We start from the raw sequence: 24,587 nt of genomic DNA, 5'->3' as shown, positions 1-24,587 counted from the left end.
CGAGGTCGGCCGGCGTCCCTGAGACGAGTTCGGTTGAACATCCCGGTCCAGACATCGTTGCCCTCACCGCGACGCGCCGCCGATCATCTGTGACACGGCTGTGACCGGAGGTATGGCTTCCGTCACAGTCGGCCCGTCCGGGCCCTGATGAGCTGGCCGGATGCGCAGACCCCGTGGTTTCGGCCCTGCTCGCCCCGTCCTCCCTGCCGTCGCCGCCGTGCTGCTCCTCGCCTCGGCGGCGACGGCCTGCGGAACGGAACGCGCGGACACGACCGGTGGAGTCGGCGCGGCGACCGCGGCGCCCAGGACCTCGGTCACCGACCCACCGGTGGACGGCGTACGGATCACCTCGGTCACCATCCCCACCGCCTCCCAGACCCGCGACTCCACCCCCACCCCCACCCCCACCCCGTCCCGGTCCCTGGGTCTCGTCCACGCGGACCCCCTTCCCACGGGCTCGGGCGATTCCGCCGGCCCAGGCGACTCCGGCATCTCCGCCGTCTACGAGATCACCAACGACGGCTCGGAGTCGCTGACGTACACCGTGCTCTTCACCTTCACGACCAGCCGCGGCGAGGTCATGAGCAGCAAGCGCGAGACCGTGCGAGCGGTCGGAGCGGGCAGGACCGTGCGGGGAACCGTCGAACTGGGCGTGCTCGTGCCGGGCGCCTCCCCGGTGACGACGGCGAAGGTCGCCGAGGTGACCAAGGTCCCCGCGGCCGAGGCCCCGGCCGACGCGGACGTCTGCCCGTCCTCCGGGATTCGCCTCACGGCCGACGAGGGCGACGCGGCGATGGGCCTGCGCGTCGTCGGACTGCATCTGGAGAACTGCGGCAAGAAGGACTACTCCCTCGACGGCTACCCACAACTGAGCCTCCTGGACGAGGACCGCCGCCCGGTCGAAGGCGTGCAGATCCTCCAGGGCGGCGACAGTATTTCCACCGGAACCGGTTACGACGACCCGCCCAGCCCGCTCACCCTGAAACCCGGTGAAACCGCTGTATCCGGCCTGATCTGGCGTAACACCACCGAAGCCGGTCTCGACGCCGTGACCGTCCCGTACGTCCGCGTCCGCGCGAAATCCGGCGCCGCACCCGTCATCGTCACTCCCCACCTCGACCTCGGCACCACCGGGAAACTGGGTGTAGGCGCCTGGAAACGGGCGGATCGGTAGCCGCCGTAGCGCTACGGCAGCCGCATGGAAGCGGCACGGCAGCGGCACGGCGGCCGTACGGCGGCCGTACGGCAGTCAGGAAAAAATCCGCGTCCCCGCGCACCGTTTCTCGGTACGTTGGAGAGGCGCGCGAGCGCACGACCAGCGCTTTCGCTCCTTCCGAACCCTTCGAGGCAACCACCGTGTTCCTGACGATCAGCACCACAGGCACCCCCGAACGCCCCGCGACCGACCTGGGCTTCCTGCTGCACAAGCATCCCGACAAATCGCAGGCGTTCTCCACCTCATACGGCCGGGCGCACGTCGTCTACCCAGAGGCCGATGCGGAGCGCTGCACGGCGGCGCTGCTCCTGGAGGTGGATGCCGTGGCGCTCGTCCGGCGCGGCAAGGGCAAGGGCCGCGGCGGCGCTCCCGACGCCGCCCTCGCCCAGTACGTCAACGACCGCCCGTACGCGGCTTCCTCGCTGCTCGCGGTCGCGCTCAGCGCCGTGTTCTCCAGCGCGATGCGAGGGGTGTGCACCGCGAAGCCCGAACTCCCCGCACAGGCGCGGCCGTTGCGCGTAGAGGTGCCCGCACTGCCCGCCCGCGGCGGCCCCGACCTCGTACGCTCCCTCTTCGAGCCGCTCGGCTGGACGGTGAGCGCCGAACCGGTGGCCCTGGACACGGAGTTCCCCCAGTGGGGCGACTCGCGGTACGTGAGCCTGGTCCTGGAGTCGCAGACCCTCACTCTCGCCGAGGCTCTGCGTCACCTGTACGTCCTGCTGCCCGTCCTCGACGACGCCAAGCACTACTGGGTCTCCTCCGACGAGGTCGACAAGCTGCTGCGCGCCGGTGAGGGCTGGCTGCCCGACCACCCCCAGCAGAAACTGATCACAAGCCGTTACCTGTCCCGCCGCTGGTCACTGACCCGGGAGGCGATGGAGCGGCTGGAGCTGGTCCGGCTCGCCGAGGCCGACGACAGCGAGGTCGAGGAGATCGACAACGCGGTCGCGGCGGAGGCCGAGACGGAGGAGCGCCCGACCCCGCTGGCCGTGCTGCGCCGTGAGGCGATCGTCACGGCGCTGACCGAGTCCGGGGCCGCCCGCGTCCTGGACCTCGGCTGCGGCCAGGGCCAGTTGGTGCAGGCGCTGCTGAAGGACCCGCGCTTCACCGAGATCGTCGGCGTCGACGTCTCGATGCGCGCCCTCACCATCGCCTCCCGCCGCCTGAAGCTGGACCGCATGGGGGAGCGACAGGCCTCCCGCGTCCAGCTCCTCCAGGGCTCGCTTGCCTACACCGACACCCGACTCAAGGGCTACGACGCCGCCGTCCTCAGCGAGGTCGTCGAACACGTCGACCTGCCGCGGCTGCCCGCCCTGGAGTACACGGTGTTCGGCTCGGCCCGTCCGAGGACCGTCCTCGTGACGACCCCGAACGTCGAGTACAACGTGCGCTGGGAGAGCCTCCCGGCCGGCCACGTCCGGCACGGCGACCACCGCTTCGAGTGGACCCGAGAGGAGTTCCGCGGCTGGGCGTCCGACGTGGCCGAACGGTACGGCTACGACGTCGAGTTCGTCCCCGTGGGCCTCGACGACCCGGAGGTCGGTCCGCCCACCCAGATGGCCGTGTTCCAGATGCAGCCCCCGAACTCCACGAAGTCCGCTCGTCCCACCCCGTCCACGAATTCCGCGAAGTCCACGAACGAGAAGGAGGCGAAGGCAGCATGACCGAGAATCAGGTTTCCATGAAGCAGGGCCGCGTGCTGCCCGTCACCGACCTCTCCCTCGTCGTGCTCATCGGCGCGTCCGGATCCGGCAAGTCCACCTTCGCTCGCCGGCACTTCAAGCCCACCGAGGTCATCTCCTCCGACTTCTGCCGAGGTCTGGTCTCCGACGACGAGAACGACCAGAGCGCGACCCGGGACGCCTTCGACGTCCTGCACTACATCGCGGGCAAGCGGCTCGCGGCCGGTCGGCGCACGGTGGTCGACGCGACCAGCGTGCAGCAGGACGCCCGCCGCCAACTCGTCGACCTGGCGAAGAGCCACGACGTGCTGCCCATCGCCATCGTGCTGGACGTGCCGGAGGAGGTGTGCGCCGAACGCAACGCGGGCCGCAGCGACCGCGCCGACATGCCCCGCCGGGTCATCCAGCGCCACACCCGCGAACTCCGTCGATCCCTGCGCCACTTGGAGCGCGAAGGCTTCCGCAAGGTGCACGTCCTGCGGGGCGTCGAGGACGTCGAGAACGCCTCGATCGTCACCGAGAAGCGCTTCAACGACCTGACCCACCTCACCGGCCCCTTCGACATCATCGGCGACATCCACGGCTGCGCCGTCGAACTGGAGTCCCTGCTGGGCAAGTTGGGCTATGTCGACGGCGCGCACCCGGAGGGCCGCCAGGCCGTCTTCGTCGGCGACCTGGTCGACCGGGGCCCGGACAGCCCGGGCGTCCTGCGCCGCGTGATGTCGATGGTCCGGTCCGGCAACGCCCTCTGCGTCCCCGGCAACCACGAGAACAAGTACGGCCGTCACCTCAAGGGCCGCAAGGTCCAGCACACCCACGGCCTCGCCGAGACCATCGAGCAGATGGAGACGCAGACCGATGAGTTCCGCGCCGAGGTGCGCGAGTTCATCGACGGACTGGTCAGCCACTACGTCCTCGACGGCGGCAAGCTGGTGGTCTGCCACGCCGGTCTGCCGGAGAAATACCACGGCCGCACCTCCGGCCGGGTCCGCTCGCACGCGCTCTACGGCGACACCACCGGTGAGACCGACGAGTTCGGCCTGCCGGTGCGCTACCCGTGGGCGGAGGACTACCGGGGCCGGGCGGCCGTCGTCTACGGCCACACCCCGGTCCCCGAGGCCACCTGGCTGAACAACACCATCTGCCTCGACACCGGCGCCGTCTTCGGCGGCAAGCTGACCGCGCTGCGCTGGCCCGAGCGCGAGCTGGTCGACGTACCGGCGCAGCAGGTCTGGTACGAGCCGGCGAGGCCGCTGAAGACGGAGGCGCCGGGCGGACACGACGGCCGTCCGCTGGACCTGGCGGACGTCAACGGCCGACGCATCGTCGAAACCCGTTACGAAGGACAGAACCGTGTCTCGATCCGTGAGGAGAACGCGGCCGCGGCCCTGGAGGTGATGAGCCGCTTCGCGGTGGACCCGCGCCTGCTGCCGTACCTCCCGCCGACGATGGCCCCCACGGCCACCTCGCACGTCGAGGGCTACCTGGAGCACCCGGCGGAGGCGTTCGCGCAGTACGCCGCGGACGGTGTCGCACGGGTCGTGTGCGAGGAGAAGCACATGGGCTCGCGGGCGGTGGCCCTGGTCTGCCGCGACGCGGAAACAGCGCGTAAGCGGTTCGGCGTGGACGGCCCGACCGGCTCCCTGTACACCCGCACGGGCCGCCCGTTCTTCGACGACGAGTCGATGACGGACGAGATCCTCGACCGGGTGCGAAAGGCGGTCGGCGAGGCCGGTCTCTGGGACGAACTCGACACGGACTGGCTGCTGTTGGACGCCGAGCTGATGCCCTGGTCGCTCAAGGCCGCCGGTCTGCTGCGGTCGCAGTACGCGGCCGTCGGCGCCGCGTCCGGGGCGGTGTTCCCGGGCGCACTGGCCGCACTCCAGGGCGCGGCCGACCGTGGCGTCGACGTGTCCGACCTGCTCGCGCGCCAGCGTGAACGGGCCGAGGCGGCAACGGCGTTCACCGATGCCTACCGGCGCTACTGCTGGACCACGGACGGCCTGGACGGCGTACGCCTGGCCCCGTTCCAGATCCTCGCGGTCCAGGGCCGCAGCCTCGCGGACCTGCCCCACGACGGCCAACTGGCCCTGCTGGACCGGCTGGTGGAGCACGACCCGACCGGCCTGCTGCAGACCACCCGGCGGCTGTACGTCGACACGGCCGACCCCGAGTCGGTCCGGGCCGGCGTCGACTGGTGGCTGGAGATGACCGGCCGGGGCGGCGAGGGCATGGTCGTCAAGCCGCTGGGCGCGCTGGTACGCAGCGCGGAGGGCCGACTGGTCCAGCCCGGCATCAAGTGCCGGGGCCGGGAGTACCTCCGGATCATCTACGGCCCGGAGTACACCCGCCCCGACAATCTCACCCGCCTGCGCGGCCGCTTCCTCAACCACAAGCGCTCGCTCGCGATCCGCGAGTACGCGCTCGGCCTGGAGGCACTGGCCCGGCTGGCGGAGGGCGAGCCGCTGTGGCGGGTCCACGAGGCGGTGTTCGGGGTACTGGCCCTGGAGTCGGAACCGGTCGACCCCAGGTTGTGACCGGGATCGGTACCGATCCCGGTAGCGCGGGGAGGACGGCTTCAGCCGGCCAGCCGCAGGGCCGTCCCCGCCCTCCCCACCCGCACCGTCTGCCCCCATGTGAGTTCCACCGCGTCGCTCTCGATACCGTCCCCGAAGGCGATGAGCCGCTCCGACTCGACGGTGAGGGTCAGCCGTCCACCGGCCGCCAACTCGCCCGCGACCAGCGAGGTACCGGTCGCGGGCGACGGCCACGCCTCCCGCACGAACCACACCAGCCGTTCCTCCGTCGGCCCCGGCAGCCGCAGCCCGCCGTCGCCCCTGGCGCCGCCGCCCCGCTCCTGCCACACCGACCGGATCCAGCCGGTCGCCCCCGTGCCCGTGCCCACCAGCACCCCGGAGGATGCCTGGGCCTCGACGGCACCCCTGTCGTCGTCGAGGCCCAGGCGGTAGCGGGCGGTCTGGTGGCCGGGGGCGCCCAGATAGATCTCGTTGAGGGCCAGCAGCCGCTGCGTGTCGTCGGCGACCGCCTCGACCATGGTCAGCTCGGTCATGCCGGTGCCGGCCGCGAGCACGGAGGGCAGGAGCACCCGGGCGTCCCCCGGTCGATGGCGGACCAGGACGCCCGGATTGCGGCCGGGGTCCGTGTCGATGCCCACCACCGGCTGTCCGGCAAGGTACTTGGCGACGTTGGCCACGAGTCCGTCCTGGCCGACCACGACGACCACGTCCTCGGGCGCGAAGAGAAAGCGGTCCAAGTCCGCTCGCTCCAGCCTGGTCTGACGCCATGTCAAAGGAATCGCGGCCGTCACCTCCGCCAGCGCCCGCCTCGTGCGACGGTGGCGCTCGGCGACCTCCTCGATGTCCCGGCCCCGCGAGGAGAGGAAGAAGGCGGCCTGGCCGTGCGTGCCGTGCCGGGCCACCAACTCCTCGTACTCCGTGGTGCGATGGACCAGCACGGCCCGCGGGGCGAGACTCATTCCCGGTCCCCGCCGCCGAGCCTCGACAGCAGCCCGGTCAGGACGTCCGGCGAGATCGTCACGCTGTCGATGTGCGGCAGGTTCTCCGCGAGCCGCGTCCCGGTGAGGGCGTGCAGGGTCGCCACGTCGACGTCCCCGTGCACCCGCAGCCAGGCCGCCTGCGCCTGGGCCCGCGCCTCGCCGACCTCGCGCGCCGCCTCGGCCTCGGCACGGGCGAGCTGGACCGAGCGGGCCGCCTCGGCCTCCGCGAGCCGGACCGTACGGGCCGCCTCGGCCTGGGCCAGCCGCTCCGTGCGCTGCGCCTCGGCGTCCCCCAGCCGTACCTGCTTCGAGGCCTCCGCCTCCGCCAGCTTCACCGCCCGCGTGGCCTCGGCCTCCGCGAGGCGTACGCTCCGACTCGCCTCCGCCTCGGCCCGCACCTTGTCCGCGGCGGCATTCTCCTCCGCCTCACGGCGGGTGTTCGTACCGCGCTGCTCGACCAACTGCTCCTCACGACGGGCCAGTTCGATCTTGCTGGCCAGTTCGTTCTCGGCGATCGTCCGTTCCCGCTCGACCGCCACCGCCCGCCGTTCGTACGTCGCCCGGTCGGCCTCCTGCTGGATCTGCTCCCGGGCCGGCGTGCGCAGCGCCCGCTCCACCTCCGGCTCCGGACGCAGTGCGACGACCCGGACGGCGACGATCTCGATGCCGGTGGACGGCAGCCGCGGCTCCGCCGCCAGCCCCGCCGCGACCCGTTCCCGGACCGCCGTCACACCGTCCACCAGCGCGGACGACAGCGATGTACGCGCGAGGACGTCCAGCGCGTGCTGCTGTGCCGTCTCGGTCAGCAGGGTGGCGAGTTGCTCCAGGGGAGCGCTGCGCCACACCCCGGTGTCCGGGTCTATGGAGAAGTCGAGGCGGGCGGCGGCCACGGCCGGATCGCTGATCCGGTAGGTCACGGTCGCCTGCACCGTCACATCCTGGAAGTCGACCGTGCGGGCGTGGAAGGTCATGGCCAACTCGCGGTCGTCGACCGGCACTTCGGAGAGCGCGGCGCTCAGTGAGCGGAACCAGAAGCTCAGCCCCGGCCCGTCGTGCACCAGCTTGCCCGAGCGGTGGTGGCGCACGTGTGCCGTCGGAGCGCCGCGCAGATGGCGCCAGCCCAGGCGCCGGGTGATGTCGGCCATGAAAGGACCCCCTCGTTCCCGTTTTTCGTCACTACGACGATAAGAAGACGATAGTCAGAGTGTCCATTGTCGTCAAGGGGACGAGAAGGAGGAGTGGGGCAAGCCCGGAAACGGACTCGGAAGCGGTCTCGGAAACGGGCTCGGAAACGGGCTCGGAAACAAGGCTGTGCGGAAACGGTCCGAGAGCGGGTGAATGCGGTCTCCGATGGTCAGGATGGAGACATGGGATTCCATGTCGACTCCGAGGCCGGGCGGCTGCGCCGCGTCATCCTGCACCGGCCGGATCTCGAGCTCAAAAGGCTCACCCCCAGCAACAAGGACGCCCTTCTCTTCGACGACGTGCTGTGGGTGCGCCGGGCGCGCGCCGAGCACGACGGGTTCGCCGACGTGTTGCGCGACCGCGGCGTAGCCGTCCACCTCTTCGGCGATCTGCTCACCGAGGCCCTGGAGATCCCGGTGGCCAGAGCGCTCGTCCTGGACCGCGTCTTCGACGAGAAGGAGTACGGAGTGCTGGCCACCGACCACCTCCGCGCCGCATTCGAGGCCCTCCCCGCTCCGGAGTTGGTGGAGGCCCTCGTCGGCGGCATGACCAAGCGGGAGTTTCTGGAAGCGCATCCCGAGCCGACCTCCGTGCGCTTCCATGTCATGGACCTCGACGACTTCCTCCTCGACCCCCTCCCCAATCACCTCTTCACCCGTGACACCTCCGCCTGGATCTACGACGGCGTCGCCATCAACGCCATGCGCTGGCCGGCCAGACAGCGCGAGACCGTCCACTTCGAGGCGATCTACCGGCATCACCCCCTCTTCCGCGGCGAAACGTTCCGCGTGTGGTCAGAGGGGCAGGCCGACTATCCGTCCACCATCGAGGGCGGCGACGTCCTCGTCATCGGCAACGGCGCCGTACTGATCGGCATGAGCGAGCGCACCACCCCGCAGGCCGTCGAGATGCTCGCCCACAAGCTGTTCGCCGCGGGCTCCGCCGAGAGCATCGTGGCCCTCGACATGCCCAAGCGGCGCGCCTTCATGCACCTCGACACCGTGATGACGATGGTCGACGCCGACGTCTTCACCCAGTACGCGGGCCTCGGCATGCTCCGCTCGTACACCATCGAACCGGGCGTGGCCGAGAAGGAGCTGAAGGTCACCGACCATCCGCCGGAGCACATGCACCGTGCGATCGCCGCAGCCCTCGGTCTCAGTGAGATCCGTGTGCTCACCGCCACCCAGGACGTCCATGCGGCCGAGCGAGAGCAGTGGGACGACGGCTGCAACGTCCTCGCCGTGGAACCAGGTGTCGTAATCGCTTACGAGCGCAATGTCACCACCAACACCCACCTGCGCAAACAGGGCGTCGAGGTGATCGAGATCCCGGGCAGCGAGCTGGGTCGGGGGCGGGGCGGGCCGCGCTGTATGAGCTGTCCGGTCGAGCGGAGCGCGGTGTAGGCGAAGGGGTGTGAAGGGGTGTCTGTACGTACAGGTGCCTTGCGTACATGTGTCTGTATAAAAATGCTGAGTTTCGTATAGACTTCCGAGTGTCCCCGTCACTGCAGTCACCGTCACCTCGCACTGCATTTCGTCACCGCACTTCTGGAGCGCCCCCATGGCGACAGTCCCGACCGCCCTCGCCGGCCGCCACTTCCTCAAGGAGCTGGACTTCACCGAGGAGGAGTTCCGCGGCCTGATCGAACTGGCCGCCGAGCTGAAGGCCGCCAAGAAGGCCGGGACCGAGGTCCAGCACCTGAGCCGGAAGAACATCGCGCTGATCTTCGAGAAGACCTCGACGCGCACCCGCTGCGCGTTCGAGGTCGCCGCCGCCGACCAGGGTGCCTCCACCACGTACCTCGACCCCTCGGGCTCGCAGATCGGCCACAAGGAGTCCGTGAAGGACACCGCGCGCGTGCTGGGCCGGATGTACGACGGCATCGAGTACCGCGGGGACAGTCAGCGGAAGGTCGAGGAGCTCGCCGCGCACGCGGGCGTCCCCGTCTTCAACGGTCTCACCGACGACTGGCACCCCACCCAGATGCTCGCCGACGTGCTGACCATGGTCGAGCATTGCGCGAAACCGCTTACGAGCATTGCTTTCGCCTACCTCGGCGACGCCCGCTTCAACATGGGCAACTCCTACCTGGTCACCGGCGCCCTGCTCGGCATGGACGTCCGGATCGTCGCCCCGAAGGCCTACTGGCCGGCCCAGGAGGTCGCCGACCGGGCCCGTGAGCTCGCCGCGACCAGTGGGGCCCGTGTCACGCTCACCGAGTCGTTGGCGGAGGGCGTGCTCGGCGCCGACTTCGTCGCCACCGACGTATGGGTCTCCATGGGCGAGCCCAAGGAGGTCTGGGACGAGCGGATCGCCGCCCTCGGCCCCTATGCGGTGACCATGGACGTCCTGCGCGCCACCGGAAACCCCGAGGTCAAGTTCATGCACTGCCTCCCGGCCTTCCACGACCTCGACACCAAGGTCGGCCAGGAGATCCACGAGCGCCACGGCCTGGACTCACTGGAGGTGACGGACGAGGTCTTCGAGTCGGCTCACTCGGTCGTCTTCGACGAGGCGGAGAACCGTCTGCACACGATCAAGGCCGTACTGGTCGCCACCCTCGCCTGACCGCGCTCCGGCCGGAAACCGGTCTCACAACAAGGTCTTACAACGAAGCCTTACAACGAGGTCTCACAACGAGATCTCACAACGAACGCGGACGCCACTGCGGCGGAACCGCGGTCAGCCTGAACCACACCGCCTTGCCCTGTTCCGTGGGCCGGTGCCCGCAGGACGAGCTGAGGGCGCGGATCAGCAGCAGCCCGCGCCCGTGCTCCTGCCAGGGGTCGGGCTCCTCGCCGGACGGCCGGGTGAGATCGCCGGGGGGCACCGGGTCGGGGTCGTGCACCTCGACCTGGCAGCCGGTCGGCTGCAGCTCCACCACCAGCTCTATCGGGGCGTCCCCGGTGGTGTGCTCCACGGCGTTCGCCACCAGCTCGGCGGTGAGCAGCTCCGCGGTGTCGCTGTCCGCCCCGTGCTTCAGCTCGGCCAGCGCTGTACGGACCAGGGCGCGCGCCACCGGCACGGCCGCGGCGGAGTGCGGCAGTGCGATACGCCAGGAGGCGGCCGAATCGGAGGGGCGTTCGTGCAAGGCAAGTCCGTTCATGGCGCAGGTTCCTGTGATCGACATCAGGCGGTCCTGCTTTCAACTTTAGGAATGGTACGGCGGCCTCCGGCAAGGCGCTCAGTGGGTGCCGCACGGGACCTTCGGTCCCGCTACCGGATGGCTTACCCGGGTGAACGGTCCCACTCGCGCACCTGATCCCGTTGTTACCGCGTTATTGACGACCGGTGACGTGTGTGACGGGGGCATGTTGTGCGGTGACATGCCATGCGGTGACATGCGGTTGCACAGCGATTCTTCCCGGCCGGACTATCGCGCAGTCCTGACGACAGTCACAAGAGGGTGATAACTTCGAAGGTGACTGTCGAGGAGGCCGCCCTGATGAGTCCCTTCACCGGCTCCGCCGCCCGCACCTCCGACTGGCGCCACCTGCGCGTCGAGCAGGCCGACGGCATCGCCACCGTCACTCTGGCCCGTCCCGAGAAACTCAACGCCCTCACCTTCGGCGCCTACGCCGACCTTCGCGACCTGCTCGCCGAACTGTCCCGGGAACGATCGGTCCGCGCCCTGGTGCTGTCCGGCGAAGGCCGAGGTTTCTGCTCCGGGGGAGACGTCGACGAGATCATCGGCGCCACCCTCGGCATGGACACCGCCCAGCTCCTCGACTTCAACCGGATGACCGGCCAGGTCGTGCGGGCCGTACGGGAGTGCCCGTTCCCGGTGATCGCGGCCGTGCACGGAGTCGCGGCGGGCGCCGGCGCGGTCCTCGCCCTGGCCGCGGACTTCCGGGTCGCCGACCCCAGCGCCCGCTTCGCGTTCCTCTTCACCCGCGTCGGCCTCTCCGGCGGCGACATGGGCGCCGCCTACCTCCTGCCCCGGGTCGTCGGTCTCGGCCACGCCACCCGGCTGCTCATGCTCGGCGAACCGGTCCGGGCCCCCGAGGCCGAGCGGATCGGCCTGATCAGCGAGCTGACGGAGGAGGGCCGGGCCGACGAGCGCGCCCAGGAGCTGGCCCGCCGCCTGGCCGACGGCCCCGCACTGGCGTACGCCCAGACGAAGGCGTTGCTGACGGCCGAACTGGACATGCCGCTGGCGGCAGCGATCGAACTGGACGCCTCCACCCAGGCTCTGCTCATGAACGGCGAGGACTACGCCGAGTTCCACGCCGCGTTCACGGAAAAGCGACCTCCCAAATGGAGGGGGCGATGAGTGTGCCGACTCAAGGGACGACAGACCAGCCCCTGCGAGTCGCGATCATCGGCGGCGGCCCCGGCGGCCTGTACGCCGCGGCGTTGCTCAAACGACTCGACCCGTCCCGGGAAATAACCCTCTGGGAACGCAACGCTCCCGACGACACCTTCGGCTTCGGGGTGGTCCTCTCCGACGAGACCCTGGGCGGCATCGAACACGCCGACCCGGTCGTCTACGCGGCTCTGCGACAGGACTTCGTCCGCTGGGACGACATCGACATCGTCCACCGAGGCGCCCGCCACACCTCCGGCGGACACGGCTTCGCCGCCCTGGGCCGGCGCAGGCTCCTGGAGATCCTGCACGAACGCTGCCGCTCCCTCGGCGTCGACCTGCGCTTCCACACGGAGGCGCCGTACCCCGCCTGGCTGGCGGAGGAGTACGACCTCGTCATCGCCGCGGACGGCGTGCACAGCACCACCCGTGAGGCGTACGCGCACGTTTTTCGGCCCCGTGTGGTCAGCCACCGCTGCCGCTACATCTGGCTCGCCGCCGACTTCGCCTTCGACGCCTTCCGCTTCGAGATCGCCGAGACCCAGCACGGCGTGATGCAACTGCACGGTTACCCTTATGCCGCCGACGCCTCCACGGTGATCGTCGAGATGCGCGAAGACGTCTGGCGGGCAACCGGTTTCGACGAACTCGACGAGCGGGAGTCGGTCGAGCGCTGCGCCAAGATCTTCGCGGACGCGCTCGGCGGACGTTCTCTCAAGTCCAACAACTCCACCTGGACCACGTTTCGCACGGTCGTCAACGAGCGTTGGTCGCACGACAACATCGTCCTGCTGGGCGACGCCGCGCACACCGCCCACTTCTCCATCGGCTCCGGCACCAAGCTCGCCGTCGAGGACGCGCTCGCGCTGGCCGCCTGTCTGGAGGAACACCCCGATCTTCCCACGGTGTTGACCGCCTACGAGGAGGAGCGCAGGCCCGTCGTCGCCTCCACCCAGCGGGCCGCCCGCGCCAGCCTGGAGTGGTTCGAGAACCTCGACCTCTACCTCGATCAGCCGCCCCGAAGGTTCGCCTTCAACCTGCTCACCCGCAGCCGCCGCGTCACCCACGACAACCTCCGGCTGCGCGACCCGCACTTCACCGAGGCCGTGGAGCGGGAGTTCGGCTGCCCGCCCGGGACGCCCCCGATGTTCACGCCGTTCCGGCTGCGCGGTCTGACCCTGCGCAACCGCGTAGTCGTCTCGCCCATGGACATGTACTCGGCGGTGGACGGCTTCCCCGGCGACTTCCACCTCGTCCACCTCGGCGCCCGTGCCCTCGGCGGGGCCGGACTGGTGATGACCGAGATGGTGTGCGTGTCCCCCGAGGGACGCATCACCCCCGGCTGCACCGGCATCTACACCGCCCGGCAGGCCGACGGCTGGCGGCGGATCACCGACTTCGTGCACGAGAGGGCACCGGGCGCCGCGATCGGTGTCCAGCTCGGCCACTCCGGGCGCAAGGGCTCCACAAAGCTGATGTGGGAAGGTATGGACGAACCCCTGCCCGACGGCAACTGGCCGCTCGTGGCAGCCTCCCCACTGCCGTACAGGCCGGACAGTCAGCTGCCCCGCGCGCTCACCCGGGCCCAGCTCACCGACCTGCGCGAGCAGTTCACGTCCGCAGCCGCGCGGGCCGCCCGCTCCGGCTTCGACCTGCTCGAACTGCACTGCGCACACGGCTACTTGCTGTCCGGCTTCCTCTCCCCGCTGACCAATCGGCGTACGGACGCCTACGGAGGCTCACTCGACAGGCGACTGCGCTTCCCGCTCGAGGTCTTCGACGCGGTCCGTGAGGTGTGGCCGGCGGAACGGCCGATGACCGTCCGTATCTCGGCCACCGACTGGGCGCAGGGCGGGACTTCGGCCGACGACGCCGTCGCGATGGCCCGTGCCTTCACCGAGCACGGCGCCGACGCGATCGACGTGTCGACCGGACAGGTGGTGGCCGAGGAACAGCCCGACTACGGACGCTCGTACCAGACGCCCTTCGCGGACCGCATCCGGCACGAAGCAGGCGTCCCGGTGATCGCGGTCGGCGCGATCTCCTCCTGGGACGACGTCAACTCGCTGATCCTGGCGGGCCGCACCGACCTCTGCGCCCTCGCCCGACCCCACCTCTACGACCCCAACTGGACCCTGCACGCGGCCGCCGAGCAGGGCTATGCCGGACCGGGCGTGGACTGGCCGGCCCCCTACCGGGCAGGCAGCCGACCCCCACGCTCCGGACGCACGGACACGCCCAAAACCCGTCTGAGGCTTACGAGTTGAGGCCCCCTTCAGCCTTTTCCGCGGTCGTCGCGCTCACACCAGCCCCCGTTCCGCCAGCACCGCGTACACCGCGTCCGCCGACTCCAGCGGGGTCTGCTCGTGCGTCGTGAGCACGAGCGCGGGGTCGACCGGCGGCTCGTACGGGTCGTCGACGCCGGTGAGCCCGGTCAGCTCGCCCGCGGCCTGCCGGGCGTAGAGCCCTTTCGCATCCCGCTCACTGCACACCTCGACCGGGGTCGCGACATGCACCTCGATGTACGGCGTCCCACTCCTCTCGTGCCGCAGGCGCACCGCCGCGCGACTGTCGGCGTAGGGCGCGATGACGGGGACGACCGACAGGACGCCGTTGCGCGCGAGGACCTCCGAGACAAGGCCGATGCGCTGCACATCGGTGTTGCGGTCGGCGCGTGAGAAACCGAGTCCGGCGGAGAGGAAACGGCGTATCTCGTCGCCGTCGAGGAGCTCCACGCGGTGGCCCTCGGACCGCAGCCGGTCGCCCAGGAAACGAGCGATCGTCGTCTTGCCGGCGCTCGGCAGCCCCGTGAGCCAGACCGTGGCCCCCTGAGCCCTTGGGGTGATGGCCCTTGGCGTGGTGCTCATGCGCGACAGTCCTCTTTCCTCACCGGCGTACAACCCGTCGAACGGTAGGTGAGGAAACTGAGAGGAGCGGTCAAGGAACCTGAGGTCTGACTGAGTGACGCCCGTTGCTCAGGAGATGACGCGGAGGGACCCGGAACTCCGGGACCCGGAGCTCAGGGGCCGGACGCTCATGAGCAGGCTCACACCCCGGCGAACTCCGCCCCCGCATCCCGCAGTCGCTCGTGCAGCCCCTGGAACACGGCCGCCGACCGGGTGCCCGGCCAGTCCGCCGGCAGCAGACGGGCAGGCAGGCCCGGGTCCGTGTAGGGCAGGTGGCGCCAGGAGTCCAGGGCGAGGAGGTAGTCGCGGTAGGCCTCCTGCGGCGGGGTGTCCGGCCGCTGCTGCCAGGCGTGCAGCACACGCGCGTGGCGGTCGAGGAACGTCTCGTGCTCCTTGGCGATGGCCGCCAGGTCCCACCAGCGGGCGACGGCCTCGACGGTCGGCGCGAAACCGAGGTGCTCGCCGCGGAAGAGGTCGACATACGGGTCGAGGCGCAGTCGACGCAGGGTGTGCCGGGTCTCGTCGTGCAGCCGAGCCGGCGCGATCCACACCCCGGGCGCCGCCGTACCGAAGCCCAGCCCGGCCAGCCGGGACCGCAGTACGTGCCGTTTCTGCCGCTCCGACTCCGGAACGGAGAACACCGCCAGCACCCAGCCGTCGTCCGCGGGAGGCGTCGTGGCGTAGATGCGCCGGTCGCCGTCGTCGAGCAACTGCCGTGCCTCGTCGGAGAGTTCGTAGCCGGCCGCGCCCTGCGCCGTACGGGCCGGCAGCAGCAGTCCGCGCCGCTTGAGTCTGGACACCGAGGAGCGTACGGAGGGCGCGTCGACGCCGACGGCGGCGAGCAGCCGGATCAGCTCGGCGACGGGCACCGGGCCCGCTGCGAAGCGGCCGTACGCGCCGTAGAGCGTGACGATGAGAGACCGAGGTGCGGGCTGATCGGACACGTTGATCATCTTAGGTCTTCGACATCAGTGCTGGTCACCATTGGTGTAACCGCTTGCACGCAACCTGAATCTCTGCAGCTTCCCGGTCGCGGTGCGCGGCAGCGCGTCCAGGAGGACGAACTCGCGCGGACACTTGTACGGTGCCAGTTCCGCTTTGAGGAAGGCGCGCAGCGCCTCCGTGTCGCGCCGTGCGCCCTCCCGCAGGACGGCGAACGCGACGACCGCCTGCCCCCGGTACTCGTCGGGGCGGCCCACGACCGCCGCCTCGATCACGTCCGGGTGGCGCAGCAGCGCCTCCTCGACCTCGGGGCCGGCGATGTTGTACCCGGCCGAGATGATCATGTCGTCGGCGCGGGCGACGTACCGGAAGTAGCCGTCGGCTTCGCGGACATAGGTGTCGCCGGTGATGTTCCATCCGTCGCGCACGTACTGCTGTTGTCGCGGGTCGGCGAGGTAGCGGCAGCCGATCGGGCCGCGCACGGCGAGCAGTCCGGGCTCGCCGTCGGGCACGGGTGCGCCGGCCGCGTCCTGCACGCGCGCCTGCCAGCCCGGGACGGGGACGCCGGTGGCGCCGGGGCGGACGAGCTCGTCGGCGGCGGAGATGAAGATGTGCAGCAGTTCGGTGGCGCCGATGCCGTTGATCAGCCGCAGTCCGGTCCGCTCGTGCCAGGCGTGCCAGGTGGCGGCGGGCAGGTTCTCACCGGCGGAGACGCAGCGCCGCAGCGACGACACGTCGTGGGCACCGGCGCCCCCGGGGTCGCCGAGGTCACCGAGGTCGCCCAGCATCGCGCGGTACGCGGTGGGCGCTGTGAACAGCACGGTCACCCGATGCTCGGCGATCGCGGGCAACAACTGCCGGGGGCCCGCCTGTTCGAGCAGCAGCGCGCTCGCGCCCGCCCGCATCGGGAAGACGACGAGCCCGCCGAGGCCGAAGGTGAAGCCGAGCGGGGGACTGCCCGCGAAGACATCGTCGGGAAGCGGTTTCAGCACATGTCGCGAGAAAGTGTCGGCGATCGCCAGCACATCCCGGTGGAAGTGCAGACACCCCTTCGGACGGCCGGTGGTGCCGGAGGTGAACGCGATCAGCGCAACGTCGTCGGAAGCGGTTTCGACAGTTTGGTACGGCTCGGTCGGCGCGGGGCGGTTCAGCAGGTCGTCGTCGGCGTCACCCCCGTACGTGGTGATCCGCAGCCCGGGTATGTCCGCCTTGGCGAGGTCGTCGACAGCCCTGATGTCGCACAGAGCGTGCTGCACGTGCGCGATCTCGCACATGGTGCGCAGCTCGTTCGGCCGCTGTTGAGCCAGGACGGTGACCGCGATCGCGCCCGCCTTCAGCACCGCCAACCAGCAGGCCGCGAGCCATGGCGTGGTGGGCCCGCGCAGCAGCACCCGGTTGCCGGGGACGACCCCGAGGCCGTCGGTGAGCACATGCGCGATCCGGTCGACGCGGGCGCGCAGCTCTCCGTACGTCCAGGACGGTCCGGCGGGGGTGTGGAACACGGGTCGGTCGGGGGCGGCGCGGTCGAGCAGCTCGGCGGCGCAGTTCACCCGTTCGGGGTAGTCCAGTTCGGGCAGCTCGAAGCGCAGATCGGGCCACTCGCCGGGCGGCGGGAGGTGATCGCGCGCGAAGGTGTCGACGTGGGCCGAGACGTTCATGGGCGTTCAACCCCTTGCCTGGAGGGACTGTCCGGCTGGGCGTCGTAGCAGACTCGCGCAACGAGCGTATCGCGTTGGTGACGGCAGTCAACGGTACGCGATACCGTCGGAGGGCGGAGAACGTACGGACGGCGGTGCGGGACGGATACGACACAGAGGTACGGCAGGCAGCTACGGCAGGCAGGCGCGACAGACAGGTACCGCAAGCAGGCGCGACAGGCAGGTGTGGCAGACACGCACGGCAGAGGGGACAGGCGATGCCCGCATTCTCGCTCGAACCGGCACAGACCGCCTGGTGCGCGGAGCTGCGCACACTGGCCGCCGACCGGCTGCGCCCGCTCGCCGAGAAGGGTGAACCGGGCCGCGTCAACCGTCCGCTCGTGGCCGAGCTCGGCCGGCTCGGCCTGCTGGCCCGGCTGTTCACCTCCGGCGCCGTCGACCTCTGTCTGATGCGCGAGTCCCTCGCGTACGCCTGCACGGAGGCGGAGACCGCCCTGGCGCTGCAAGGTCTGGGCGCGCATCCGGTCCACGCGCACGGCACCCCCGCCCAGCGGGAGCGTTGGCTGCCGGGCGTCGCCGACGGCAGCGCGGTGGCCGCCTTCGCGCTGAGCGAGCCGGGCGCGGGCTCGGACGCGGCGGCGCTGTCGCTGGCCGCCGAGCGGGACGGCCCGGGCGGCTCCGGCTGGCGGCTCACCGGTGAGAAGTGCTGGATCTCGAACGCGCCTGAAGCCGATTTCTATACCGTTTTCGCCCGCACGACTCCCGGGGCGGGATCCCGTGGCGTAACCGCTTTCCTCGTCCCCGCCGACCGCCCCGGTCTCACCGGCTCCGCCCTCGACATGCTCTCCCCGCATCCCATCGGCGCCCTCCGCTTCGACGCCGTACCGGTCACGGCGGACGATGTGCTCGGCGAGGCCGACCGCGGCTTCCGGGTCGCCATGGGCACGCTCAATCTGTTCCGCCCCAGCGTCGGCGCCTTCGCCGTCGGCATGGCGCAGGCCGCCCTCGACGCCACCCTCGCCCACACGGCCGAACGGGACGCGTTCGGCGGCAAGCTGAGGGACCTTCAGGTGGTCGCCCACCAGGTCGCCGAGATGGCTCTGCGCACGGAAGCGGCCCGTCTGATGGTCCACGCGGCGGCGACGGCGTACGACAGCGGCGCGCCGGACGTCCCGAAACGCGTCGCGATGGCCAAGCTGCTCGCCACCGAGACCGCGCAGTACGTCGTCGACACGGCCGTCCAACTCCATGGCGCACGGGCGCTGCGCCGCGGTCATCTCCTCGAACACCTCTACCGCGAGGTGCGCGCGCCGCGGATCTACGAAGGGGCCAGCGAGGTCCAACGCGGCATCATCGCCCGGGAGTTGTACACGGAACACGCCGAGCATGCAGAGCGCGCAGAGCATGCAGAGCACGTCGACCTGGAGGCCAGGTGACCACCCAGCGCGTCAACCCGCCCGAACTCTCCCCGCCCACCGGCTTCTCCCACGCCGTCGTCGCCACCGGCGGCCGAATCGTCTTCCTGGCCGGCCAGACCGCGTTGGACGTCGACGGAAAGGTCGTGGGGGAGACGCTGCCGCAGCAGTTCGCGCAGGCGCTCGCCAACCTGCTGGCCGCGCTGACGGCGGCGGGCGGCAAGGCGTCGGACCTGGCGCGCGTCACGGTCTACGTCACGGACGTCGCCGCCTATCGGGCGCATGCCGCCGAGCTGGGCCGAATCTGGCGGGAGTCGGCGGGCCGGGAGTACCCGGCGATGGCCGTCGTCGGGATCGTACGACTCTGGGACGAGCAGGCCCTCGTCGAACTGGACGGGTTCGCGGTGCTGGACCAGTGAGGTGACCTGCCGGCCGGGCTTGCCGACCGGGACGCGCCGCTGGGATGCGAGGCCGGGATGCGCGGCTGGGATGCGCGGCAGGGCCAGGCGATCGGGTCGGTGATCGGGATCAGGCGGCGACGGCCAGCCGCTGCGCGGTCACCCGGTGCGGGTCCACGACGCGGCCGTCGGGGAGAAGTTCGCCGGAGTCGTCGAAGACGATCGTGCCGTCGCACATCAGGTTCCAGCCCTGCTCGGGGTGGGCGGCGACGACGTGCACGGGGTGAGTGTCGGAGAGCTGGTGGGAACACATGGCGCACCTCCACGTTGGTGGGGTCGGCCGTCCGGTCGGCCCGCATGGGTAGACCATGCGCCCGCGCCGGAGCCATCGCCAGGGGGTGCCCGAAAGCGTGACAGCACCAGGACAACTCCAGGACCGTTCGTCGACGACCGGTGCGGACTCGCCACCGAAGGAGTGACGGTCACCGGCCAGCGCGCGTCCGCCCGGTACCAGTGGAGGCCCCCACAACAGGAGGTTCTTCCATGTCGTTGCGCCCTGTCCTGTCCGCGGCCGCCGGTGCCGCCCTGCTCCTGCTGGCCGCCCCGGCGGTCACCGCCGTCGCGGCCCCGACGGAGTCCGTCACCGTCGACGAGGTCGGCCGTATCGCCTCCGACGGCACCGTCACGCTGTCCGGCACGTACCTCTGCACCGGCGGCACGGGTCCCGTCTTCGTCAGCTCCTCCGTCCGGCAGAACTCCGGGAACGCCCAGCACGGCGTCGGCGGCACCCGCGCGGTGTGCGACGGTGCCGAGCACGCCTGGACGAACACCGGCAAGGTCGCCCCGGGCGACCTCGAGCCCGGAGTGGCCCACGTCGAGGCCACGCTGATGGAACTCCGCCCCGAGAGCGGCCTGCCCCTGCCCCGCTTCCACGCGGTACAGGAGCGGGACATCACGCTCGCCGAGGGCTGAGCGGCCGGACCGGGACGCGGAGTCGTCCGACACCGCGTCCCGGTCGGCGGACCTTTCGCGGCCGGGGAAGAGTCCGGTCAGGTCTCGGCGAGTCCGTAGCGGGCGTGCAGACGTGCCAGTGGGGCGGGCGCCCACCAGTTGGTCCGGCCCGCGAGGTGCATGAGGGCAGGAGCCAGCAGGATGCGGATCACGGTCACGTCCAGCAGGATGGTGACGACCATGCCGACGCCGACGATCTTCAGCGGGACGACGGGCGACGACGCCTGCCCCAGGAAGACCACGATGATGAGCGCGGCGGCCGAGGTGATCAGGGGAGCCGTGCGTCGCACCGCGGCCTCGATGGCGGCGGAGTTGTCCCCGAGGGTCAGATAGCTCTCCCGGAACGCGGAGAGGAGGAACACCTCGTAGTCCATGGACAGCCCGAAGGCGATGGCGATCACCAGGATGGGCATCATGATGTCGGTGGTGCCGACGGGTGTGAACGCGCCGACAAGACCCTGCAGATGGCCGTCCTGAAAGATGAAGACCATGGCGCCGAGGGCCGCGGTCATGCTCAGTCCGGTGAGCAGGAGCGCTTTCAGCGGTACCAGTACGCTGCCGGTGAAGGCGAACAGCAGGACGAACATGGACAGGGCCACCCACACGACCGCGAGCGGCAGGCGATCGGCGAGCGCACTCCTGGTGTCCTGCAGCAGGGCGACACCGCCCCCCAGCAGCGGTGGTACGGGCGCGGACACGTCACGCACGGCTTCCAGTGAGCGCAGAGCCCGGTCGCCGTCGGACCGGTCGCCGGCCAGCGTGACCCTGAGCCAGGTGTCGGAGCCCTTGGTGTAGGAGCGCGTGGCGGAGGGAGCCGACGGTTGCCGGCCGCCACGCGTGTAGGCGCCGCTCGCGCCTTCGACGTGACGTACCCCTGGGACGCGGGAGAGGGCGCGTGCGTAGTCCCCGGTGCCGGCCGAAGCCTGTCGGCTGTCCGCCGTGCCGGGGAGCACCACCGCGATCTGGGGAGCGGACAGGTGCGGGAAGTCCTCGCGTACGCGGTCGGAGGCCGCCCTGACCGCGGTCCCGGCGGGGAGCGCCCGGTCGTCCGGGAAGCCGAAGGACACTCCCGGGAACGGCGCGGCCAGCGTCACCAGAAGGACTGTCACCGCCACAGCCACCAGCGCCGGGGCTCGCCGTACGAGCCGGGCGCTGGCGGACCACACCCAGCTCGTGGCCTTCTTCGTGCGCCCTTCGCCGTCGCGGGTACGGGGTGTGGTCCCGGTCTGCAGCCGACGGCCCAACAGGGCGAGCGCGGCCGGCAGGACCACCCCGGTGGCCAGCGCGGACAGCAGCGTCACGATGATTCCGCCGTAGGCCACGGTCCTCAGGAACATCGTCGGGAAGACGAGCAGCGCGGCCAGGGACAGTGAGACCGCCACCGCTGAATACGCCACGGTCCGACCCGCTGTGGCCATCGTCGTCCGCAGCGCCGCCCCCGTGTCCGCACCGGAGTCGAGCTCACTGCGAAAGCGCGTCACCATGAACAGGCTGTAGTCGACGGCCAGGCCGAAACCGAGGGCGCTGGCGATGTTGAGGGCGAAGACGCTGACCGGTGTGAGCGTCGCCAGGGTGCCGAGCAGCGCCGCGGTCGTCGTCACGGACAGCACGCCGACGAGGACGGGAAGCAGTGCCGCCAGAAGGCTGCGAAAGACCAGGATCAGCAGGAGCAGCACCAGTGGCGCTGTCAGCAGCTCGGCCCGGATCAGGTCACGATGGCTCTGCTCCTGCAGTGCCTCCAGAACCGCCGAGGATCCGGCAGCCGCCACGGTGACCGGTCCGTGCCGACCGAGGACGGACGGCAACAGACGCGCCACGGCCTCGCTGACCTCTTTCTCGTCCCCTCGGTATTTCACGGCGATCACGGCGCTTCGGCCGTCTCGGGCGCGCATCGCCGGATCGCCGCCCCAGAATGAGGAGACGTAGTGGATCGGGGCCGCGCGCCGTACGGTCCGGGTCAGATCCCGGCCCGCCTTCGCAACGGTCGGCGCATCGACCGGCTGCTTGCTGTCGCGAGGTTCCACGAGCAGAAGTACATCGGGGCTGCCGGCGCCGAACTTCGCGCCCAGGATGCGCTCCGCCCGCACCGAAGCGGCTGACGGCGGATACATTCCACCGGCCATGAGCCGGTCCGACGTCAGCGCTGCGACCAGGCCGGAGAGCAGGACGCACAGGGCGGCGACGGCCAGAACGGTGCGGGCACGGAAATGAGAAAATCCGACCATATTCTTCATGCCGATCGCGTTATTTCGGGAATTGGGAGGATCGGCACAGTACCACCGACGATGGCGGACTCATCACGAGGAAATCGCATGGATCTGCTGCCGGTTGACCAGGGAAACGTCTCTGCTTTCCGCCGGTCTTTCCTCCGGCCTTTTCGCCGGGATATTCCCTTTGTCGGGAGCCGTTTTCTTTGTCGGGGCAACAGTCCGCTCACGCCGTGTCCTCCGTCCCGAGCGGGGCGTTGGTGGATCAGACCCATGATCGTGAATCGACTGCGACGAGGAGAGCCCGGACCGTGTCGGTTTCGCTCCCTGAACCTTCCGGTGTCGCCGACAGGGATTCGGCCTGTTCGGCCCTGCCGCCGCACCATCCTGTAGCGCGACTGCGCCGCCTTGCCCACGACCGGCCCCACGACATCGCCTACCGTTTCGTCGGCAGCCGCGGCGGAACCGTGGACGAACCGCTCACCTGGACCTACGCGGAGCTGGACCGCCGGGTTCGCGCCGCCGCCGCCGCACTTCAGTCACGGTGCGCGCCAGGGAGCCGGGCGGCGCTGGTGTGCCCGCAGGGTCCGCAGTACGTCACGGCCTTCCTCGCCTGTCTGTACGCGGGAGTCGTCGCCGTCCCCCTCTGCGAGGCCGACTCGGCAGGGGGCGCCGACCGTCTGGCGTCGGTATTGCCCAGTTCAGGCGTCCAGGTGGTCCTCACCGACGACGCGGGCGGCGAGGACGTCCGCCGTCTGCAGGCCGGCAACCCGCGGCTCACCGGGTACGAGGTGATCCGGACCGACGAGGTGCCCGGTGACAGGTCCGGTGACTGGCTGCCCGTCGACCTGGCTCCGGAGACGGTCGCCTACCTCCAGTACACCTCCGGGTCGACATCCGCCCCGCGCGGCGTGCAGATCACACACGGCAACATCGCCCGGGCCGTGGCCCAGGTGCGTACCGCGTTCCGGGTCGACCCGTCGAGCGTCGCCGTCAGCTGGCTGCCGCTCTACCACGATCTCGGCCTGATGCTGGGTGTCCTGGGACCCCTGGGGCTGGGCGCCTCCTGCGTCCTGATGGGGCCGGCCGACTTCATCCGCAGACCTCTCACCTACCTCGGCGCGATCAGCCGGTGGCGCGGCACCGTCACGTCCGGGCCGTGCTTCAACCTCGACCTGTGCGTGGACCGGGTGCGCGGAGCCGCCCTGGACGGCCTGGACCTGTCCGGTCTGCGCGTCCTGGGCAACGGCGGTGAGCAGGTCAGGGCGTCGGCCCTGCGCCGCTTCTCCGAGCATTTCGCAGGTTGCGGTTTCCGTCCCGAAGCGCACACTCCGTCCTACGGGCTTGCCGAGGCCACCCTGGTGGTCACCTGCGTGCCCCTGGACGAGGCGCCTCGGGTGCTCGTCTGCGACCGGGAGGCGCTGGCCCACGGAGACGCGGTCGCGGCGGACGCCGGCACGGCGCCCGAGCAGGTCGTGGAACTGGTCAGCTGCGGAGTACCCGTGGACCAGCGGGTCTGCGTCACCGACCCGGCCGGCCGGGTCCTGCCCGACCTCCGGGTGGGAGAGATCTGGACCTGCGGCGGGAACGTGAGCCCCGGCTACGCGGGAGATCCCGGCATCGGGACCTTCCACGACCGGCCCGGGGACGTGGACGACGACACGGACGGCGCCTGGCTGCGCAGCGGCGACCTCGGATTCCTGGCGGACGGTCAGCTGTATGTGACCGGCCGGGTCAAGGACGTCGTCATCATCAACGGCCGCAACCACTGGCCCACCGATCTGGAGGCCACCGTCAAGGACGCCGTGCCCGCCTTCCGGCCGAACCGGATCGCCGCTTTTCGGTTCGACGTCACCGGCCGCGAACGCCTGGTCATGGTCGCCGAAGTGGATCCCAGGGCCGTACGCGAGCAGCGGATGACGGACACCGTCGTGGAGCAGACGGTGCGCACGGCGCTGCTGGCGAGGCACGGCGTCGAACTGCACGAACTGGTTCCCGTACAGCCGGGAAGTCTGCCCATGACCAGCAGCGGCAAGCTCCGGCGCGGGGCGTGCCGAGAAGCGTACGCATCGGGTCGGCTGGTCCGGGCCGCCGTCCTCGGGTAGCTCCCCTTGGCAGCTCCTGTCACCCGGCGGGCAGGC

Annotated in this window: 19 protein-coding genes; 11 read left to right on the top strand and 8 right to left on the bottom strand. The window is 70.6% G+C overall.

Features of this window, described 5'->3' with window-relative positions; translation table 11 throughout:
- The first annotated feature begins 160 nt into the window (after positions 1-160).
- From ABZ725_RS22670 to ABZ725_RS22660, 3 genes are all read left to right on the top strand, one after another.
- Positions 161-1,174, top strand: a complete 1,014-nt coding sequence (locus ABZ725_RS22670) for a DUF4232 domain-containing protein (protein ID WP_358804396.1) — start codon at positions 161-163, stop codon at positions 1,172-1,174.
- Between the two features lie 182 nt (positions 1,175-1,356).
- Entirely contained in the window at positions 1,357-2,880 is a 1,524-nt protein-coding gene (locus ABZ725_RS22665) for a 3' terminal RNA ribose 2'-O-methyltransferase Hen1 (protein ID WP_358804395.1), read from the top strand.
- Positions 2,877-5,435: a polynucleotide kinase-phosphatase gene (locus ABZ725_RS22660; RefSeq protein ID WP_358804394.1), complete on the top strand. Its 2,559-nt coding sequence runs from the start codon at positions 2,877-2,879 to the stop codon at positions 5,433-5,435. Before ABZ725_RS22665 ends, ABZ725_RS22660 begins: the two co-directional genes overlap by 4 nt.
- 41 nt (positions 5,436-5,476) lie before the next feature.
- Here ABZ725_RS22660 and ABZ725_RS22655 read toward each other — a convergent pair whose 3' ends face one another.
- Together ABZ725_RS22655 and ABZ725_RS22650 are read right to left on the bottom strand one after the other, a co-directional pair.
- Positions 5,477-6,394 (bottom strand): hypothetical protein, encoded by a 918-nt coding sequence (locus ABZ725_RS22655; protein ID WP_358804393.1) that lies wholly within the window; start codon positions 6,392-6,394, stop codon positions 5,477-5,479.
- Complete coding sequence (locus tag ABZ725_RS22650) at positions 6,391-7,560, bottom strand: SPFH domain-containing protein (RefSeq protein WP_358804392.1); 1,170 nt, start codon at positions 7,558-7,560, stop codon at positions 6,391-6,393. Before ABZ725_RS22650 ends, ABZ725_RS22655 begins: the two co-directional genes overlap by 4 nt.
- A 222-nt stretch (positions 7,561-7,782) precedes the next feature.
- On the opposite strand from ABZ725_RS22650, the gene ABZ725_RS22645 reads away from it, so the two are divergent.
- Both ABZ725_RS22645 and argF read left to right on the top strand, forming a co-directional pair.
- Positions 7,783-9,006, top strand: a complete 1,224-nt coding sequence (locus tag ABZ725_RS22645) for an arginine deiminase (protein ID WP_358804391.1) — start codon at positions 7,783-7,785, stop codon at positions 9,004-9,006.
- Between the two features lie 157 nt (positions 9,007-9,163).
- Positions 9,164-10,171 carry an ornithine carbamoyltransferase gene (argF, locus tag ABZ725_RS22640; RefSeq protein ID WP_358804390.1) on the top strand — a complete coding sequence of 336 codons (1,008 nt, stop codon included), beginning with the start codon at positions 9,164-9,166 and terminating at the stop codon, positions 10,169-10,171.
- Between the two features lie 76 nt (positions 10,172-10,247).
- Here argF and ABZ725_RS22635 read toward each other — a convergent pair whose 3' ends face one another.
- On the bottom strand, positions 10,248-10,709 hold the full coding sequence (locus tag ABZ725_RS22635; protein ID WP_358804389.1) for an ATP-binding protein: 462 nt from the start codon (positions 10,707-10,709) through the stop codon (positions 10,248-10,250).
- Positions 10,710-11,048: 339 nt separating this feature from the next.
- Between ABZ725_RS22635 and ABZ725_RS22630 the strand changes: the two genes are divergently transcribed.
- Positions 11,049-11,876, top strand: a complete 828-nt coding sequence (locus ABZ725_RS22630) for an enoyl-CoA hydratase family protein (RefSeq protein WP_351906929.1) — start codon at positions 11,049-11,051, stop codon at positions 11,874-11,876.
- On the top strand, positions 11,873-14,176 hold the full coding sequence (locus ABZ725_RS22625; protein ID WP_358804388.1) for a bifunctional salicylyl-CoA 5-hydroxylase/oxidoreductase: 2,304 nt from the start codon (positions 11,873-11,875) through the stop codon (positions 14,174-14,176). Before ABZ725_RS22630 ends, ABZ725_RS22625 begins: the two co-directional genes overlap by 4 nt.
- A 33-nt stretch (positions 14,177-14,209) precedes the next feature.
- On the opposite strand, the gene cysC is transcribed toward ABZ725_RS22625, so the two are convergent.
- From cysC to ABZ725_RS22610, 3 genes are all read right to left on the bottom strand, one after another.
- On the bottom strand, positions 14,210-14,776 hold the full coding sequence (cysC, locus tag ABZ725_RS22620; protein WP_358804387.1) for an adenylyl-sulfate kinase: 567 nt from the start codon (positions 14,774-14,776) through the stop codon (positions 14,210-14,212).
- 179 nt (positions 14,777-14,955) lie between these two features.
- Positions 14,956-15,768 (bottom strand): PaaX family transcriptional regulator C-terminal domain-containing protein, encoded by an 813-nt coding sequence (locus ABZ725_RS22615; RefSeq protein WP_351906933.1) that lies wholly within the window; start codon positions 15,766-15,768, stop codon positions 14,956-14,958.
- A gap of 15 nt (positions 15,769-15,783) precedes the next feature.
- The gene (locus ABZ725_RS22610) at positions 15,784-17,415 is read right to left on the bottom strand and encodes an AMP-binding protein (protein WP_358804386.1); all 1,632 of its coding nucleotides are present in this window, start codon (positions 17,413-17,415) and stop codon (positions 15,784-15,786) included.
- A gap of 257 nt (positions 17,416-17,672) precedes the next feature.
- Between ABZ725_RS22610 and ABZ725_RS22605 the strand changes: the two genes are divergently transcribed.
- Together ABZ725_RS22605 and ABZ725_RS22600 are read left to right on the top strand one after the other, a co-directional pair.
- A complete protein-coding gene (locus tag ABZ725_RS22605; RefSeq protein ID WP_358804385.1) occupies positions 17,673-18,851 on the top strand; it encodes an acyl-CoA dehydrogenase in 1,179 nt (392 codons plus the stop codon).
- Positions 18,848-19,249 carry a RidA family protein gene (locus ABZ725_RS22600; protein WP_358804384.1) on the top strand — a complete coding sequence of 134 codons (402 nt, stop codon included), beginning with the start codon at positions 18,848-18,850 and terminating at the stop codon, positions 19,247-19,249. Before ABZ725_RS22605 ends, ABZ725_RS22600 begins: the two co-directional genes overlap by 4 nt.
- A 109-nt stretch (positions 19,250-19,358) precedes the next feature.
- Here the strand turns inward: ABZ725_RS22600 and ABZ725_RS22595 are convergent, their stop codons facing one another.
- A complete protein-coding gene (locus ABZ725_RS22595) occupies positions 19,359-19,541 on the bottom strand; it encodes a DUF5999 family protein (protein WP_358804383.1) in 183 nt (60 codons plus the stop codon).
- 230 nt (positions 19,542-19,771) lie between these two features.
- On the opposite strand from ABZ725_RS22595, the gene ABZ725_RS22590 reads away from it, so the two are divergent.
- Entirely contained in the window at positions 19,772-20,200 is a 429-nt protein-coding gene (locus ABZ725_RS22590; protein ID WP_358804382.1) for a DUF6299 family protein, read from the top strand.
- 77 nt (positions 20,201-20,277) lie between these two features.
- Here ABZ725_RS22590 and ABZ725_RS22585 read toward each other — a convergent pair whose 3' ends face one another.
- The gene (locus tag ABZ725_RS22585) at positions 20,278-22,473 is read right to left on the bottom strand and encodes an MMPL family transporter (RefSeq protein WP_358804381.1); all 2,196 of its coding nucleotides are present in this window, start codon (positions 22,471-22,473) and stop codon (positions 20,278-20,280) included.
- A 284-nt stretch (positions 22,474-22,757) separates the two neighbouring features.
- Between ABZ725_RS22585 and ABZ725_RS22580 the strand changes: the two genes are divergently transcribed.
- Complete coding sequence (locus tag ABZ725_RS22580) at positions 22,758-24,551, top strand: fatty acyl-AMP ligase (RefSeq protein WP_358804380.1); 1,794 nt, start codon at positions 22,758-22,760, stop codon at positions 24,549-24,551.
- Positions 24,552-24,587: the final 36 nt, after the last annotated feature.

Source organism: Streptomyces sp. NPDC006872 (assembly GCF_040635845.1).
Classification (GTDB): domain Bacteria; phylum Actinomycetota; class Actinomycetes; order Streptomycetales; family Streptomycetaceae; genus Streptomyces.
Note: the sequence above shows the minus strand (reverse complement) of the source record. Positions and strands in the feature narration are given on the sequence as shown.

Excerpts from the sequence above, each read along its gene's own strand:
- ABZ725_RS22595 (WP_358804383.1), bottom strand. The coding sequence starts at position 19,541 with ATGTGTTCCCACCAGCTCTCCGACACTCACCCCGTGCACGTCGTCGCC.
- argF (WP_358804390.1), top strand. The coding sequence starts at position 9,164 with ATGGCGACAGTCCCGACCGCCCTCGCCGGCCGCCACTTCCTCAAGGAG.
- cysC (WP_358804387.1), bottom strand. The coding sequence starts at position 14,776 with ATGAGCACCACGCCAAGGGCCATCACCCCAAGGGCTCAGGGGGCCACG.
- ABZ725_RS22650 (WP_358804392.1), bottom strand. The coding sequence starts at position 7,560 with ATGGCCGACATCACCCGGCGCCTGGGCTGGCGCCATCTGCGCGGCGCT.
- ABZ725_RS22630 (WP_351906929.1), top strand. The coding sequence starts at position 11,049 with ATGAGTCCCTTCACCGGCTCCGCCGCCCGCACCTCCGACTGGCGCCAC.
- ABZ725_RS22625 (WP_358804388.1), top strand. The coding sequence starts at position 11,873 with ATGAGTGTGCCGACTCAAGGGACGACAGACCAGCCCCTGCGAGTCGCG.
- ABZ725_RS22590 (WP_358804382.1), top strand. The coding sequence starts at position 19,772 with ATGTCGTTGCGCCCTGTCCTGTCCGCGGCCGCCGGTGCCGCCCTGCTC.
- ABZ725_RS22610 (WP_358804386.1), bottom strand. The coding sequence starts at position 17,415 with ATGAACGTCTCGGCCCACGTCGACACCTTCGCGCGCGATCACCTCCCG.
- ABZ725_RS22635 (WP_358804389.1), bottom strand. The coding sequence starts at position 10,709 with ATGAACGGACTTGCCTTGCACGAACGCCCCTCCGATTCGGCCGCCTCC.
- ABZ725_RS22645 (WP_358804391.1), top strand. The coding sequence starts at position 7,783 with ATGGGATTCCATGTCGACTCCGAGGCCGGGCGGCTGCGCCGCGTCATC.
- ABZ725_RS22660 (WP_358804394.1), top strand. The coding sequence starts at position 2,877 with ATGACCGAGAATCAGGTTTCCATGAAGCAGGGCCGCGTGCTGCCCGTC.
- ABZ725_RS22655 (WP_358804393.1), bottom strand. The coding sequence starts at position 6,394 with ATGAGTCTCGCCCCGCGGGCCGTGCTGGTCCATCGCACCACGGAGTAC.
- ABZ725_RS22615 (WP_351906933.1), bottom strand. The coding sequence starts at position 15,768 with ATGATCAACGTGTCCGATCAGCCCGCACCTCGGTCTCTCATCGTCACG.
- ABZ725_RS22605 (WP_358804385.1), top strand. The coding sequence starts at position 17,673 with ATGCCCGCATTCTCGCTCGAACCGGCACAGACCGCCTGGTGCGCGGAG.
- ABZ725_RS22670 (WP_358804396.1), top strand. The coding sequence starts at position 161 with ATGCGCAGACCCCGTGGTTTCGGCCCTGCTCGCCCCGTCCTCCCTGCC.
- ABZ725_RS22585 (WP_358804381.1), bottom strand. The coding sequence starts at position 22,473 with ATGAAGAATATGGTCGGATTTTCTCATTTCCGTGCCCGCACCGTTCTG.